Source organism: Helicobacter sp. 16-1353, assembly GCF_003288815.1.
Classification (GTDB): domain Bacteria; phylum Campylobacterota; class Campylobacteria; order Campylobacterales; family Helicobacteraceae; genus NHYM01.
The window spans coordinates 17,276-31,940 of sequence record NZ_NHYM01000017.1; the positions used below are offsets into that span (position 1 = coordinate 17,276).

The window sequence follows — 14,665 nt, forward strand, 5'->3', positions numbered from 1 at the left end:
TCAATCAAATTATAGTCTTAAGTCTATGATTACCAAAATGACATAAATTCTATTTTAAGAAAATGTTATATATTTTTTACTTTTTGTTACATAAATTTTTTATTGAATTATATAGCTGAATATTGCCTAATTCAAGCATTATATAATAAAAAATACAACAAAAAATAACTAACAAATTTTTTATAATACATATTGAAATATTAATTTTATATTATAATTACACAATGTTTAATATAAGGATTTATGATGAAAAAAGAAACAATAGCAATTCAATATGGATATACAAAAGATTCAAGTCAAAGTATGGCAGTGCCTATCTATCAAACAAGTGCATATGAATTTACAAGCTCCACACAAGCAGCAGAAAGATTCGCATTAAAAGACATAGGCAATATTTATACAAGACTTACAAATTCTACAAATGAAATCTTGGAAAATAGATTAGCAAAATTAGAAGGAGGCGTTAGCGGACTTGTAACTTCAAGCGGACAAGCGGCAATTTTCTATGCTATTACAAATTTGGCACAAAGTGGGGATAACATACTTTTTTCTAATAAAATTTATGGTGGTAGCGTAACTCTTATAAGCCATACTTTAAAACGATTTGGGATACAAGGTCGTAAATTTGAGCTAAATAATATACAACAAATGGAATCATTAATTGATGGTAAAACTAAAGCGATATTTTTTGAGAGTCTCTCCAATCCACAAATAGCGATTGCTGATATAGAAGAAATAGTCAAAATAGCACAAAAGCACGGAATAATAACTATATGCGATAATACCATTCCAACACCATTTCTTTGCAATCCCATATCTTTTGGTTGTGATATAGTAGTCCATAGCACTAGTAAATATATAGGTGGTCAGGGTTTATCAATAGGTGGAGTGGTCATCGAAAGAGAAGGATTAAATGAGTTTTTTAAAACAAATCAACGATATAGCCATTTTAATGAGCCAGATTCTAGCTATCACGGATTAATCTATTCATCTCTACCGCTTCCGTGCTTTAATCTACGAATTCGTCTTGCGCTACTTCGTGATATTGGAGCTTGTGCTTCACCTTTTAATAGTTGGACTATAATTCAAGGTTTAGAAACATTAAGCCTAAGGATAAAAGAGCATTCTAAAAATGCTTTGTTGATTGCAAAATTTTTAGAAAACCATAAAAATGTAACAAAAGTAAATTACCCCAGTTTAGAAAGTAATCAATACTATAATCTATCTAAAAAATATCTTCAAAATGGTCTCTCAAGCGGTCTTTTGAGTTTTGAGATAAAAGGTAGTTTTGATGATGCTAAAAAAGTTCAAGATAGCACAAAAATATTTAATGTAGTTGTAAATATCGGTGATACAAAATCCATAATCACGCATCCAGCAAGCACAACACATAGCCAACTAAGTAGTGATGAGCTAGAATCTAGCGATGTCAAGGAGAATCTAATTCGACTAAGTGTAGGCATTGAGAATGTAGATGATTTAATAGAAGATTTAGAAAATGCATTAAAATATTAGAATCTTAAATGTTTTCAAAAATACAAAATAATAGATGAAACATTGATATTATAAGATAGAATCCTACTTTTAAATCATAATTAGGAAATTATTTGGAATCTATTTTACAATCTTTAAGTCAATCTATAGGGATTTGGGGCTATATAGTGCTATTTTTCTATTCACTTGGTGGTGGATTTGTCGCTATTTTAGCAGCTGGAATCCTATCTAGTGGCGTTGTGGAATCTATAACTACACTTAATATTTATTTATGTATTTTTGTCGCTTCTATAGCAAATTTTATTGGCTCAAGTGGGCTTTTTTATCTCTCAAGATTCCAAAAAGCTGAGGTAATTAAATTTTTTAAAAATCATCGTAGAAAAATTGCATTAAGCCATATTTGGATTAAAAAATATGATTATTGGATTATTTTCATACAAAAATATCTATATGGTATAAAAACGATAATCCCAATAGTGATAGGATTTAGCAAATATAGTCTAAAAAAATTTCTAATATATAATTTTATAGCTTCATTTATATGGGGGAGTGTTGTCGGCGGGATTAGCTATATGATGGGCGATATTATAGAGAGAATCTACACTAAGTATTCAAATCCTTATATTTTTCCAGTTGTAGGAATTGGAATTTTAATCTTATTTTTCTTTTTAGCAAATATGATTACAAAAAAAGGTGAAAAAAATAAATCCTAGAATCTAGATATTTAGATTCTAAAAGATTTGATAGATTCTAGTGCTAGAAATGTGGTTGGAACCCTAACTTCACCTATGTTAAAAAGATTAGAGCTATAATAAAACAAAGGAGTAAATAATGGAGTATTTATTTAAAAGGTAAAGCATTTACAGGTAACCACGATGATTATGGTTGGTATGGTGAGTTAAGCAGATTATGCCTTAGCATACCTAATAAATATAGATATAAAGATACAGAATAAGCTAAGGAACTTAAATATAAAGGAGGTATAAACTATGCTAAGCCATTTTACATAATTAACAAAAGCCCACAGAGACTTATAGTTAGGGAGTATCAATTTACTAGTAAAGAAGCTATTGAGATACTAGAGAGTATTAATAAGAGCTTTGATGATATAGTTACTTTAGAAGTAGTAATTAGTGATGATGTAGTAAAGTTATCATTCCTAATGGCTGATGGGGATACTTTTGATTTTGTGGTAAAGACTGATATAAGTATAAGTAATTTATCTTTAGATAAAATATATGTATCATCTAATTAATCTATTATTGTAGTAAGAGAAACAAAGATTAATTAATACGAAACACCTTTATTGTCTATACAGCTTTTTTTACAGGCTTCGCTACTACTCGTGTTTTTACCATAATTTTTATTACAATTCTGCATACAACCTTTCGTTTTCACTGCCTCACACATAGCTCTGCTTTTATCACAATTATTTAGGCATTCCGCTCTGCTTTTATTGCTTTGTGTGCATTTATTCATACAATTGGTATATACTTCTCCACAATCACTTGATGTAAATCCAAATTTATCTCTATTGTTACAACCGCTAATTAATAGCATAATTACAACTAAAAATATAAGATTTTTCATATACCACCTAAATACTATTGATATGTGATTATACTAAAAATAAAGTTAATTGATTTATTTGGCGACCCCTAGAAGATTTGAACTCCTGTTTCTACTGCGAAAAAGTAGTATCCTTGACCGCTAGATGAAGGGGTCAAGATAGATTAAGTGGCGGAACGGACGAGGCTCGAACTCGCGACCCCCTGCGTGACAGGCAGGTATTCTAACCAACTGAACTACCGCTCCAAATGGTGGTCGCTACAAGACTCGAACTTGTGACATCTACCTTGTAAGGGTAGCGCTCTACCAACTGAGCTAAGCGACCAAAACTAAAAAATTAAATGGTGACCTCTAGGGGATTTGAACCCCTGTAACCACCGTGAAAGGGTGGTATCCTAACCGCTAGATGAAGAGGCCAGAGCTGATTGTTAAATAGTAAATTATGAATGGTGACCCGTGTTGGATTCGAACCAACGGCCCATTCCTTAAAAGGGAATTGCTCTACCAGCTGAGCTAACGGGTCTAAATCTAATAATCAAATCTTGGCTTTTTGGTTTTGAAGCAAAATTATAATGGCTTTAATTTGTTTTGTCAATATTTCTTTAGCTAATAAAGGCAATTAATAATCTTAAGGCGTGTAATGATGATTTGACTTGTATTTCCTCCCTATTTCCATCAAAAATAGTTTTTATAATCCTAGTTTCTCCATTGTTTTTCTTTAATCCTATATAAACACTTCCAATAGGATTGATTTTATCGCCCCCACTTGGTCCTGCTATGCCACTTGTGGCAATTGCATAAGTTGAATTGGTTAAGGACATAATGCCATTTAGCATTTCATTAACTACTTCATTGCTATATGGCGTATATTTATCTATAGATTCTTCTTTTACATTTAGAATCTTTATTTTTGCATCGTTGTGATAGCTTATAACACTTCCTATAAATACATTTGAAGCACCAATTATTTTTGTAAATTGATAGCTCAAGAATCCGCCCGTGCAAGATTCCGCTATGGATAATGTTTGTTTTCTCTGGATTAGAGTTTCAATAATTATTTTTGATAAATCTTTATCCTGTTTCTTACTATTTAGATTTATTTTTTTCATTAGATACCTTATTTTTGTTATTTTAATAATATAAAGATTATAATTACAAAAATATAAATTTTGGAGGAAAAATGGCAAAGCAAATTGTAATAAGACCTGAAGACAGCAAAGATATTAGTGAGGTTTATAAGGAAAGAAATGGGAGAATGATATTCAAGCGTAAATTTTATGAAGATGAATTATATAAACTTGAAATTGAGCTTTTAAAGTTACAAAAATGGGTTACTGAAACAAATAAAAGAGTGTTGATAATAATGGAAGGACGAGATGGTGCAGGGAAAGGTGGCACTATCAAAGCTCTTACTAATAGATTAAATCCACGCAGTTTTAGGACTGTTGCATTACCAAAACCAACCGAAGTTGAGAAGAGCGATTGGTATTTTATACGATATATTATTAAACTTCCTAGACCGGGCGAAATAGTGCTATTTGATAGAAGTTGGTATAATAGGGCTGGTGTGGAGAGAGTTATGGGATTTTGCACACAAGATGAGTATAGAGAGTTTATTTATCAAGTATTAAATCTTGAGCAGATGCTAATACAAAGTGGATTGTATATATTCAAATATTTTCTTAATGTATCACAAGATGAGCAAAAACGACGAATTGAGCGAAGGAAAACAGACCCACTTAGAATGTGGAAGTTAAGTCCAATTGATAGCAAATCGCTTAGCCTTTGGGACGAATACACGGAAGCATTTCAAAAAATGTTTTCTAGGACGCATAATACAGAATCCCCGTGGATTTTGGTGGATTCTACAGATAAAAAACGAGCTAGAATAAATATAGCTAGGGATTTATTATCAAGGATTGACTATGAGGGAAAAGAGCAGAGTAAGGTTTGTTTGCTTGCTGACCCTAGTATTTTAGCCCAATATTCACAAGCTACTTTTTTTGTCAAACCAAAAAGTATAAAAAAGAAGCATAATAAAAATTCTAAAAAGAAATAAATTATTATCAAGGATTCTATTTGTTGTTTTATCAGCCCAGAATCTAGAATTATTTTAATTTAAAGGTTTTTTATGCTTTGTGTTTTTGACTGCGAGAGTGTGCCTGATGTGGGGCTTTTGCGTGAGGTGTATGGATATAGCGGAAGTAGTTTAGAGGTGTGTGAGAGGGCATTTTTAGAGCAGAAAGAGCAGAGTGGAAGCGAGTTTCTGCCACTGCCATTTCATCAAATTATTTCCATTGCAGCGGTTATTTGCGATGATTACGGACGATTTATCAAGGTTGGGAATTATGCTAAGGGGAAAGATTCTAAAGATTCTGGGGATTCTAAAAATTCCGCAGATTTGGCGGAATCTAGTGCGGATTCTAAAGATTCTATTAAATACGCAGAATCTAAAGCTAAATCTAGCCTAGATTCCACAGATTCCAAGCCACAAGATTCTAATTTGCAAGATTCTCAAGATTCCACAGATTCTATTGAATCGCAGATTTTAGCTGAGTTTCTAAACCACCTAAATAAAAATAATCCAAAATTAGTTAGCTTTAATGGGCGAGGCTTTGACTTGCCACTTATAAATTTGCGCTCTATGAGGTATAATCTCTCGGCATTTGCGTATTTTGAGAGCGACAATCCAAGCTTAAATAAAAATAAATGGGATAATTATAGGGCGAGATATAGCGAGAATTTTCATATTGATTTGCTAGATACACTTGGCTCATTTGGGGCAGTGCGTGGAATGCGACTTGATAGCGTGTGTAAAATGCTAAAAATCCCGGGGAAATTTGATGTAAGTGGCGATGATGTTTTTGCCCTGTATTACGGCGAAAATCGTAGTTTAGAGAAAATCGATGAGTATTGTCAAAGCGATGTGCTAAATACATACTGGCTTTTTTTGAAATATCAGCTTTTGAGCGGGAAGCTCATTTTGGGCGATTATGCCGACCTTTTGCAGATTTTCTTAGATAAAATGCCAAGCGACAAAAGCTATAGTGAGGTGTTTAAAAATTCCTTAAATGCGGAACTAGGGCGACTTTAGAAATTATTCCCCCCTTATTTACTAGCCCATCTATGAATTTTTCTCTTTCCAAATTGTCATCTAAATAGCCTATTAGTCTTGCCGTTTTTGCTTGTGGGGTTTCCTCTTGCAGATTCTCGTTATTTTGCAGATTCGCTGTATTTTCTCGCAGATTCCATTGCGGTCGCTTTAAGTCCCCGATATTATCCACAATTTTAATTGCATATTTCTTATTTATGCGAATAATCATAGCAGATTCTAGCCTAGCACTTTGGAGGCTTATTATATCCCCCTTAAGCGGCATAAAAAGGTTTAGAAACTCCATTGCACATTTATGTAAGTCCCCACTCTCGCGTTGCTGTGCCCACTTCATAAGCCACACGCAAAAGATATTTTGTTTTAACCTCATATCATCTAGGGAATCTGTCGTATGAATCCTTTTGGAATCGCTCTGGGGTGCAATCTCGCCATTGCAATTCATATAATTAACAACAACATCAAATATATTGTGCCTACGCGGAAGTGGCTCTGTCGATGCAATAGTCGTAACGCTTGTTGTGCCGGAATCTTCTTTGGATATGATTTTTATACTAGAAATTTTTATATCTTTTATATTCATCTTTTGCCTTTAAATTTTGATTTTTGTGAAATGCTGTTAAGTGTGTGAAATGCCGAAATGTGCCGAATCTTGCGTAAAATATATATGTGAAAAGTAGTATTTGCGGAATCTTAGAATCTAGGGCGGAATCTAATGCAGAATTTCTAAGCACTCCGGAATCTAATGCAAAATCTAATGCAGATTCCAGCAAGGTGGAATCTCTTACAGAATCCATGGCAGATTCTAAAACAGAATCTAAATTTGGGCTTTTAACATTTGCAATTTTTAGCCACCCAAAACTACGAATCTAAAGCCACCCTCGCCCATTTTCAAGCCAAATCCACAAGCCCATTTTATTATTTTGCTTTTGTAATTCCGCTACTAAATCATCTAAAAATCTCTCGTATTTTTTCCAGTTTTCTACCACTTTATCCATATCTATCATACTATCATCATCGCCCAGCCAGTATTTAGACTTCACTTCGCCAATACCATTAGTTTTAGTTTTATCTTCTATTCTGCTACGAGCCGGTTTAATATCACTTAGATTTTCACTATTTTTAATGATTTCTATCCACTTTATTACGGATTTCATTTCTATTTTGATGCTTATCGCCACCTAAATGCACAATCCTTATCTGCACTCTTTTTGCAAATTTGCCATTTGATTCTTCACTTTGGATTTGTAGGTAAATTTCTACCCTATCGTTAAGCCATTTTCTGTGGAAAAAGAAATGCAAAGGTTCACCGCCACCATCTCTATTACTTCTTTTTGCAGGACGCCAATCCGAATGAGGAAACCTCGCTTTAAGCTCACTATAAAAATCCTCAATACTTTCTTTCCCCCACTGCCCTATACTTAAAGTCTCATATGATTTTCCAGCATTTATCTCGCTAACTGAGCCAATCTCAGCTTTTATCTTTGGGAATTTCTTTTCAAGCCTATCCCTCGCATTACTTTTTGCAGTATTTTCATCTGGTGCGTCGATTGCTATATTACTAACTATTTTGTATTCTACTTTCCATTGCGTCATGGAAACTCCTTTAAATTAAATTTGCGATTAAAACCACAAAAAATGTAATTAAAATCACAATGCAATTTAACAAAAAAAAACAATGTCAAGGGGCGAAAAAGCCCTAAAATACTGGAATCTATAGGCATTTTATGTGGCATTTTGGGGAAGAATTTTAAAAAGAAAAACTAGGCAATAAAGCGAAGAATCTAAGTAGCTTTATTTTAGAGAAATTATACTTACTAAATATGTGGCAAATTTAGTGATATTTCGATATCTTTTGTATTAGCTCTTTTAATAGAATTAAGTGGTTTATAATATCGCTTGATTTTATGTCAATTTTAGCACCTCTTTCGTATTGATGGACTATGTTATTTCTTTCTTCAAAGAAATCTTTGTATTTTTCTTGGTCTAAATTTTCATCTTTTAAAATGTATTTGATAATTGCCTTGATTTTTAAACCTATAGCTTGACCATTTTCATCATTATTTAAATTAAATTCACCAAATTCTTCTTTAATTTTAAACTTTTTATTTCTATCAATTGGGATTGTGTAATATGACACAATACTCTCAAAACAATTATAAATAGGCAAAATAATAGCAATTTTGAATTTATCTTTTGCGTTGCTATCTAATATGTTAAATAGATTGTCAATCGGGCTAATGTCCAAGCTTTGTGGAATTTTAAAGGCATTAATTTCGTTTGTGAGATTATGAATATCTTTTAGATATTTATTTTCCAAACCCTGTTTTATTAAGTCTATAAAATTTTCTATATTGCTTTTTGTGTCGCTATCGCCAATGCTATCTTTTTTGATATATCCTAAAATTCCCTTTTCTTGTAATCTTTTTAGATTTTCACTCTTGCTGGTGGCACTAAAAATAATAATTTGAATTCCGGGATTTATAGCTTTTATTCTATCAATAATTTCAATAGAACTTATATTGTCAAATTCGACATGTTGGTCGTTTTTACTTAATCGAAAATCTAATACCACAATATCTGGAATATCAGATTCTATAAAATTAATGGCTTTTTCTGCTATTTTCTCATCATTATTATCGATATTTAACGCATTAAATTTAATTGTAGGTTTGGAAAATAATTTCTCCAAAATTACTCCCCAGCCCTTAAGGCACTCATCATCTATATAAGCTATTTTGCCACTAAAGTTATTCAATTCACTTGCAAAGTCAATAGAATAAGGATTCTGCACATCTTTAGCGTTATATAAAGCTTTCTGATATTTAAAATACAATATATTTTTAATCTTTTCCTCATTTTTTATTAACGCTTCATCTTGGGCTTTGATGAATGTATTCCAGCGGTATATGCTCCATTCGTTTGTTATATCGTGGTTACTTTCATAATCTTGGGGTTTTTCAATATGAATGAAACCCAATAAATCCTCTTTTATGCTATTTATCTTTTTTAATTTTTTAAAATTATTTATATAAAATTTCTTAGTTTCTTGCCTGCAAAGACCCAAAAAAATGCCATTTGAATATAGGATTCCCGCATAATTCAAACTTAATCTGCTTAATAAATATCCATCTAAATCGCTTAGTATGACAATTGGCACAAATCGTATAGAATCTAATTCCTCGCTTAATCTAATATGGTGAGCTAATATCAAGCCATAAAATTCCATAGCATTTTGGGATAAAATATCTCTTATAAAAATAATATCTGGCTTTATGTCTTTAATTTTTGGAATGATTTTATTGGAGATATAATTATCTAAAATCTCATTTATAGGCAAATCAAACTTGATTTTTTCACTAAAATCATTGCTAAAACTTACATTGTCATAATGAATAATTAGGCTCTTAGTCATCAAAAATCTCCATTCTTTTGATGCGACCCAATATATGCATTTGTAAGAATTGGACATAATTCCTTAAATCTTTTAAGGATAAAAATCCATTTTTTAGGTTATCCGGTTTCGGTAACTCCGGTAGTTTTCTATAATCTTTTAATTTATCTAAACCTTTTATTGCATCTAAATTTACTTTTTGCACGAAATCTTCAAACAATATTTCTTTTTCACTTGCACTATTTATAAAATTATTTATCTTAGATAGGCTATTTAGCAATATATTAAGCTTATATTTTTTGCCATATGCCAATATTAAGACATTAGAATCTGTGGCATAGTTTTCTATAAAAAAAATTAAATTGTTGCTATAGAGTGTTTTGCTATTTAGCGATAATGATTCATAATAATTATTACTATAATTTGTTGAGGTATTTCCACCGGAAAAAATAACCAGCCTTTTATTTGATTTTTTGACATAATCTTGCAAATTCAATAATAAATTAACAATATCGCTTCTGTGGACTATAAGAATATCATAGGATTCTAATATGGAGATATTTTCTTTGATTTTATCTGTAAAATCTTTGACATTTTCTCCGCAAATATTTTTAAGATTTTTATATTTGTTTATATCTATTTTATATTTTTCCATAAAAGATTCTTGTCTTTTAACATCGCTATCCATTAATAATATCATTTATAAAACCTTAAAATATGTGTAAAGCCCTCTGGGGCATCTGGCAACTTATCAATATCTTTTTCGTTGTCGCTTTTTAGATAATTTATCCTAAAATTCCCATCTGAACATTTCGCCTCAATACTCCAATCGCACAAACTAAATAATCTTTTTTTTATGTCTTCGAAATCGCCATCTTTAATTTCTTTTAGCATTTCCTTAGATCCCTTATTACATTTAGATTCTAGCTGAGAAAATATAAATTTATGATACTCGTCAGTAGTTTCCATACTAACCCTAATATTTATATATTTTTTTCTTTCTATGAATTGATTAAAAATCTTATTTATTGCTTCACTAACTAAATGTGTGTCGCTGTAAAAACTCACCCCTTGTATTTTCTCATCAATTTTTACATTAAAACCACTACCCAATTTTTTGCGATTATCTTGGATTAGTTTAAAAAATTGTTGATTTTCGTCTCTAAATTCAATTTCATATTTAAAGATTTTCATACAGATATCACCAAAAGTCGTTATAGAGCCATTTTTATGCTCGATTATATATCTATCGGGTAATTTATACTCAAATGGATTGTTTTTATCATTTGCTTTGCAATATTCGCTTATTTCGCTTGAACTCCAGCCAATTTTTACATTGGATTCTCCCCAACCCTTATAATTATCGGCGTTGGTTAATTCCTCGGTGCTTTTAAATAAAAATCCAAGCAGTTTATTGTAAAGTCTATAAGAATATGCGTTTAAATCTTTTTGGATTTCATTCCATTCTTTATTTAAAGAGGTCATAAAATTATCATATCCATTATATGAAGGATAATTACTCTCATTATGAACCGTAGCCTTAAAAGGACTATCGCTTTGTGAGAATTTGCGTAATATATCTACCAAGGCTTTTGGATTGTGTTTGGCGTTTGGATTCTGCTTTGGATTCCGTTTTGTTTTTTGAGCAGATTCTTTATTGGGCTCTTTTATTAGAACATCGTTTTTAGCCAACTTTTCAAATTTTTCTTTAAGCTTTAAATAAGTGCTATCGCTTTCTCCTTTTATCATTTTTAGATAATTTAACTTCCCGGAAATTACCATATTTAAACTTTTTGCGTGATTTGTATAATAAAATTCGTTGGCTTCCTTTTCGCCATATTTTTCTAGCATATATATTAAAGCCCTTAGGTTTTTTATATATTTTTTCGATACATTGATTTTTTCATTGACAATTATACCTGTTACTTCTTGTCTATATCCCTTACCTTGAAGGCGAATTTTATTTTCATTTATACTAAAACCCTCATTATTTATAATTCTATAAATTTTTTGCAAAAATTCGCTATCTTTTTTATATAAATTTATATTTGAGGAAAATGTAATATCATCAGCATATCTGGTGTATATCGCATTATGCTTTTTTGCTAGTTCCAATAAAGATTTATCTAGCCTATAGCAAATAAAATTAGAAATTATGGGCGAGGTTGGAGCCCCTTGTGGCAAGAAACTTTTTTCCTTACTTTCGCGTGGATATTGATAGCATAATAGCCCAGCTAGTAGATTCGCCATATCTTTTGGGAGATTAAATGGCGAGATTTGGAGCATTTTCCAAATCCTTGCTTGGTGGATACTTTGGAAAAAATCCTTTAAATCCATATTAAAGACATAGTTTTTTGAAATGTGCTTTTTGGCATTGGTTGCCACAGATTTATTTGGCAAAAATCCATGTGCAACTTGATTGTTTTTATAGATTGCTTGAAATGCGTAATTTAGCGACTTTAAAATAGTTTTTAGATATTTTGTTGGAGCGTATATGGTTCTAAACTCTCCATTATTTTTGGGAATCTCAAACTTTTTATATTTCTTTTTGGCGTAAAATGCGAGGAAATTTATTGTGCTGGTTTCTATGTGTAAGTTATTTTCTATGTTATGTTCATCATTATAATAATAAATAATATCAATCAAATCATTTATATTTTTAATACCATTAATGCTTTTAATGTTCACTTATTATCTCTTAAATATTCGTAGAGTATTCTTGTATACGCTATATCAGTATAATTAGTCATCGCTATAAGCAAAATAAGTTTATATAACAGCAAAGCAAAGCTGCAATAGAAACATTTAAGAATATTTCAGTCCCAATACATCTCATTGACCTACTATGGTTTTAGTTTCCATGTAGGACTTATGCCGATTACAGCATAGAAATTCAATATCTACGAATATTTAAAACTCCTTATTTGTGGAATAAGCTAAATGATTTTGATATAGAATTATAGCAAAACTTTATTAAGTAGCTATATCAAATAAAGCACTAAATTATAATAAACCAAGCAAATTTTGGCTAAAATTTGCATTAATATTTGGCAAATTTGAACTCTATGAGAAATTCGAGGAGAAATTCAAGGCGTGCGGACAATAGCCATTTTGAACTATAATATTGGGAATCTTGCGAGTGTGAAAAATGCCTTCAAATCGATTGGAGCGGAGGCTGAGATAGTAAGCGAAGCTGGGGAAATACGACGTTTTGATAAGCTTATTTTGCCCGGTGTCGGTGCCTTTGAAAATGCGATGCGGCACTTGGAGGAAACTGGGGCGAAAGAAGCCGTTTTGGACTTTGTTGCAAATGGGAAAGATATGCTTGGAATCTGCCTTGGAATGCAACTTTTATTCGACAAAAGCTATGAGTTTGGGACGCATTTGGGGCTTGGGCTAATTGCTGGGGAGGTGGTGAAATTTGGAGATTCCACAAAACTAGATTCTGCAGATTTTATAGATTCTGCGAATCCGGATTCTGCCATTAATCTAACGAATCTAGATTCCGCCACGAGTGCAACAACCTCGCAGAATCCGCATAATTTCACACGCAAGATTCCGCATATGGGCTGGAATGCCATTGATATATGCCGAGATTCTCCGCTTTTAAGGGGGATTCCCAATGGGGCGTATCTATACTTCGTGCATAGCTACTATGTGAGGGCGGAAAATCCAGCTGATACGATTGCGAGCTGCGATTATGGGGATAGATTTAGTGCGATTGTGGGGCGTGAGAATGTCTATGGCATTCAGCCGCACCCGGAGAAAAGCTCAAGCGTGGGCTTAAAGATACTTAAAAATTTTGTAGATTTGTAGGGCTTATCTTTTTAGCAAATAAGCTTATCTTTTTGGCTCTTTTTGGGGCTGTAAGCTCGTGCTTCACTGCGATAGACTCCAAGTCTTATCTAGTTTGCACTTCGCTTACAACCCCAAAAATAGCCTAAAAATATTGCGCTTTTTTTCAAATTTACATAAAAAATTTAAAAGGAACAAAATGACAATAATACCAGCAATCGACCTAAAAGACGGCAAGGCAGTTCGCCTATACAAGGGCGAAATGGAGAGCGCGAAAATCTACGGAGAGCCAGTGGAGTTCGCTAAGATGTTTGGGGGCTTTGGGGCGGAGTGGCTTCATATCGTGGATTTGAATGGGGCGTTTGCGGGGGTGCCGAAAAACTTGGAGGCGATAGAGGCAATCCGCCGCTCTTGCAACCTTAAAATCGAGCTTGGCGGAGGCATACGCGATGAGGCGACCATCAAAAAATATGTAGATTTGGGGCTTACACGACTGATTTTAGGCTCGATTGCGTTGGAAAATCCGCAGTTTGCAAAGGAAATGGCGGAGATTTACCCGATTGCAATTGGGATTGATGCCAAAAATGGAATGGTAGCCACGCAAGGCTGGGCGAAAGGTGGCAAAACTAGTGCAATTGAATTGGCAAAAGAATTTAGGGGCAGTAAAATAAAGGCGATAATATGCACGGACATCGCCAAAGACGGCACACTAGAGGGGATAAATGTGGATTTTAGCGAGGCAATCGCCAAAGCCAGTGGAATCCAAACTATCGCAAGTGGCGGATTCGCCTCGAGTGCGGACTTGGAGGCGTTAAGAAAAAGCCAAAAGATTAGCGGGGTAATCGTAGGAAAGGCATTCTACGAGGGGAAAATCGATTTGGGGGAGATTTTTAGAACTTTTGGCAAATAAGATTCTAATTAAAGGTTAGGGGATTTTGGCAAATAAAGTTGCTAATCAAAATTAAGGGGAATCCTTAAAAATCTCCCTTAAGGCTGGAATCTTGTTTTTGCCAATAAATCTACTCCTCAAAATCCTCAAAAACATCGTCAATGTTGCTAATATCGCTAACACTTGAAATATCCCAAGAATCTTCTAGCAATTCCCTAAAGCTGAAATTACTTGCATTGGCAAACATACTTTTCATATATTTTACCCCAGAAGTGTCCCAGTTAACTAAAGGTTGATTAAAAGATGTTGCGGAGTTAAACATATGACTCATATCCTTAACGCTCGAAGTGTCCCATTTATCCAAAGGTTGGTCAAAAAGTCGTGCCATTTGAAACATTGCTTTCATATTTTCTAC

16 protein-coding genes and 5 tRNA genes are annotated in these 14,665 nt (G+C 32.8%); 7 read left to right on the forward strand and 14 right to left on the reverse strand.

Translation table 11 applies throughout. The features are described from left to right. Window positions 1-246: 246 nt before the first annotated feature. Window positions 247-1,515, forward strand: a complete 1,269-nt coding sequence (locus CCY99_RS08725) for an aminotransferase class I/II-fold pyridoxal phosphate-dependent enzyme (protein WP_112061034.1) — start codon at window positions 247-249, stop codon at window positions 1,513-1,515. 92 nt (window positions 1,516-1,607) lie between these two features. After that, window positions 1,608-2,207, forward strand: a complete 600-nt coding sequence (locus tag CCY99_RS08730; RefSeq protein WP_112061035.1) for a DedA family protein — start codon at window positions 1,608-1,610, stop codon at window positions 2,205-2,207. 574 nt (window positions 2,208-2,781) lie between these two features. Here CCY99_RS08730 and CCY99_RS08735 read toward each other — a convergent pair. From CCY99_RS08735 to CCY99_RS08760, 7 genes are all read right to left on the reverse strand, one after another. Beyond that, the gene (locus CCY99_RS08735) at window positions 2,782-3,084 is read right to left on the reverse strand and encodes a hypothetical protein (protein WP_112061036.1); all 303 of its coding nucleotides are present in this window, start codon (window positions 3,082-3,084) and stop codon (window positions 2,782-2,784) included. A 59-nt stretch (window positions 3,085-3,143) separates the two neighbouring features. Continuing rightward, window positions 3,144-3,219 (reverse strand) — tRNA-Glu (locus tag CCY99_RS09650). A gap of 13 nt (window positions 3,220-3,232) precedes the next feature. Next, a tRNA-Asp gene (locus CCY99_RS08740) sits at window positions 3,233-3,309 on the reverse strand. A gap of 3 nt (window positions 3,310-3,312) precedes the next feature. Next, window positions 3,313-3,388: transfer RNA gene (locus tag CCY99_RS08745), tRNA-Val, on the reverse strand. A gap of 17 nt (window positions 3,389-3,405) precedes the next feature. Continuing rightward, window positions 3,406-3,480: transfer RNA gene (locus CCY99_RS08750), tRNA-Glu, on the reverse strand. Between the two features lie 30 nt (window positions 3,481-3,510). Next, a tRNA-Lys gene (locus tag CCY99_RS08755) sits at window positions 3,511-3,586 on the reverse strand. A gap of 79 nt (window positions 3,587-3,665) precedes the next feature. Next, a complete protein-coding gene (locus tag CCY99_RS08760) occupies window positions 3,666-4,172 on the reverse strand; it encodes a CinA family protein (protein ID WP_112061037.1) in 507 nt (168 codons plus the stop codon). Between the two features lie 71 nt (window positions 4,173-4,243). Between CCY99_RS08760 and ppk2 the strand changes: the two genes are divergently transcribed. Next, the gene (gene ppk2 / locus CCY99_RS08765; protein WP_112061038.1) at window positions 4,244-5,122 is read left to right on the forward strand and encodes a polyphosphate kinase 2; all 879 of its coding nucleotides are present in this window, start codon (window positions 4,244-4,246) and stop codon (window positions 5,120-5,122) included. Window positions 5,123-5,194: 72 nt separating this feature from the next. Next, window positions 5,195-6,157 (forward strand): 3'-5' exonuclease, encoded by a 963-nt coding sequence (locus tag CCY99_RS08770; protein ID WP_112061039.1) that lies wholly within the window; start codon window positions 5,195-5,197, stop codon window positions 6,155-6,157. On the opposite strand, the gene CCY99_RS08775 is transcribed toward CCY99_RS08770, so the two are convergent. Continuing rightward, window positions 6,120-6,755: a hypothetical protein gene (locus CCY99_RS08775; RefSeq protein WP_112061040.1), complete on the reverse strand. Its 636-nt coding sequence runs from the start codon at window positions 6,753-6,755 to the stop codon at window positions 6,120-6,122. The two genes, CCY99_RS08770 and CCY99_RS08775, sit on opposite strands and share 38 nt — an antisense overlap. 86 nt (window positions 6,756-6,841) lie before the next feature. On the opposite strand from CCY99_RS08775, the gene CCY99_RS09350 reads away from it, so the two are divergent. Next, window positions 6,842-7,045 (forward strand): hypothetical protein, encoded by a 204-nt coding sequence (locus tag CCY99_RS09350; RefSeq protein ID WP_146744967.1) that lies wholly within the window; start codon window positions 6,842-6,844, stop codon window positions 7,043-7,045. Here CCY99_RS09350 and CCY99_RS08785 read toward each other — a convergent pair. The 5 genes from CCY99_RS08785 to CCY99_RS08805 form a co-directional block, all read right to left on the reverse strand. Beyond that, window positions 7,042-7,329 (reverse strand): hypothetical protein, encoded by a 288-nt coding sequence (locus CCY99_RS08785; protein WP_112061042.1) that lies wholly within the window; start codon window positions 7,327-7,329, stop codon window positions 7,042-7,044. The genes CCY99_RS09350 and CCY99_RS08785 overlap by 4 nt on opposite strands. Then, window positions 7,295-7,768, reverse strand: coding sequence for a hypothetical protein (locus tag CCY99_RS08790; protein WP_112061043.1), 474 nt, complete (start codon window positions 7,766-7,768; stop codon window positions 7,295-7,297). The genes CCY99_RS08785 and CCY99_RS08790 overlap by 35 nt, the downstream gene beginning before the upstream one ends. Before the next feature lie 238 nt (window positions 7,769-8,006). Beyond that, entirely contained in the window at window positions 8,007-9,587 is a 1,581-nt protein-coding gene (locus CCY99_RS08795) for a response regulator (RefSeq protein WP_181646905.1), read from the reverse strand. Next, a complete protein-coding gene (locus CCY99_RS08800) occupies window positions 9,580-10,266 on the reverse strand; it encodes a hypothetical protein (protein WP_112061045.1) in 687 nt (228 codons plus the stop codon). Before CCY99_RS08800 ends, CCY99_RS08795 begins: the two co-directional genes overlap by 8 nt. Further along, a complete protein-coding gene (locus tag CCY99_RS08805) occupies window positions 10,263-12,254 on the reverse strand; it encodes a reverse transcriptase family protein (protein ID WP_112061046.1) in 1,992 nt (663 codons plus the stop codon). Before CCY99_RS08805 ends, CCY99_RS08800 begins: the two co-directional genes overlap by 4 nt. A gap of 405 nt (window positions 12,255-12,659) precedes the next feature. Here CCY99_RS08805 and hisH point away from each other — a divergent pair, with 405 nt between their 5' ends. Continuing rightward, a complete protein-coding gene (hisH, locus tag CCY99_RS08810; RefSeq protein WP_258444040.1) occupies window positions 12,660-13,382 on the forward strand; it encodes an imidazole glycerol phosphate synthase subunit HisH in 723 nt (240 codons plus the stop codon). Between the two features lie 178 nt (window positions 13,383-13,560). After that, complete coding sequence (hisA, locus tag CCY99_RS08815) at window positions 13,561-14,271, forward strand: 1-(5-phosphoribosyl)-5-[(5-phosphoribosylamino)methylideneamino]imidazole-4-carboxamide isomerase (RefSeq protein WP_112061047.1); 711 nt, start codon at window positions 13,561-13,563, stop codon at window positions 14,269-14,271. Between the two features lie 109 nt (window positions 14,272-14,380). Here the strand turns inward: hisA and CCY99_RS08820 are convergent. After that, on the reverse strand, window positions 14,381-14,665 hold a 285-nt coding region (locus tag CCY99_RS08820), incomplete at its 5' end, for a BspA family leucine-rich repeat surface protein (RefSeq protein WP_146744968.1).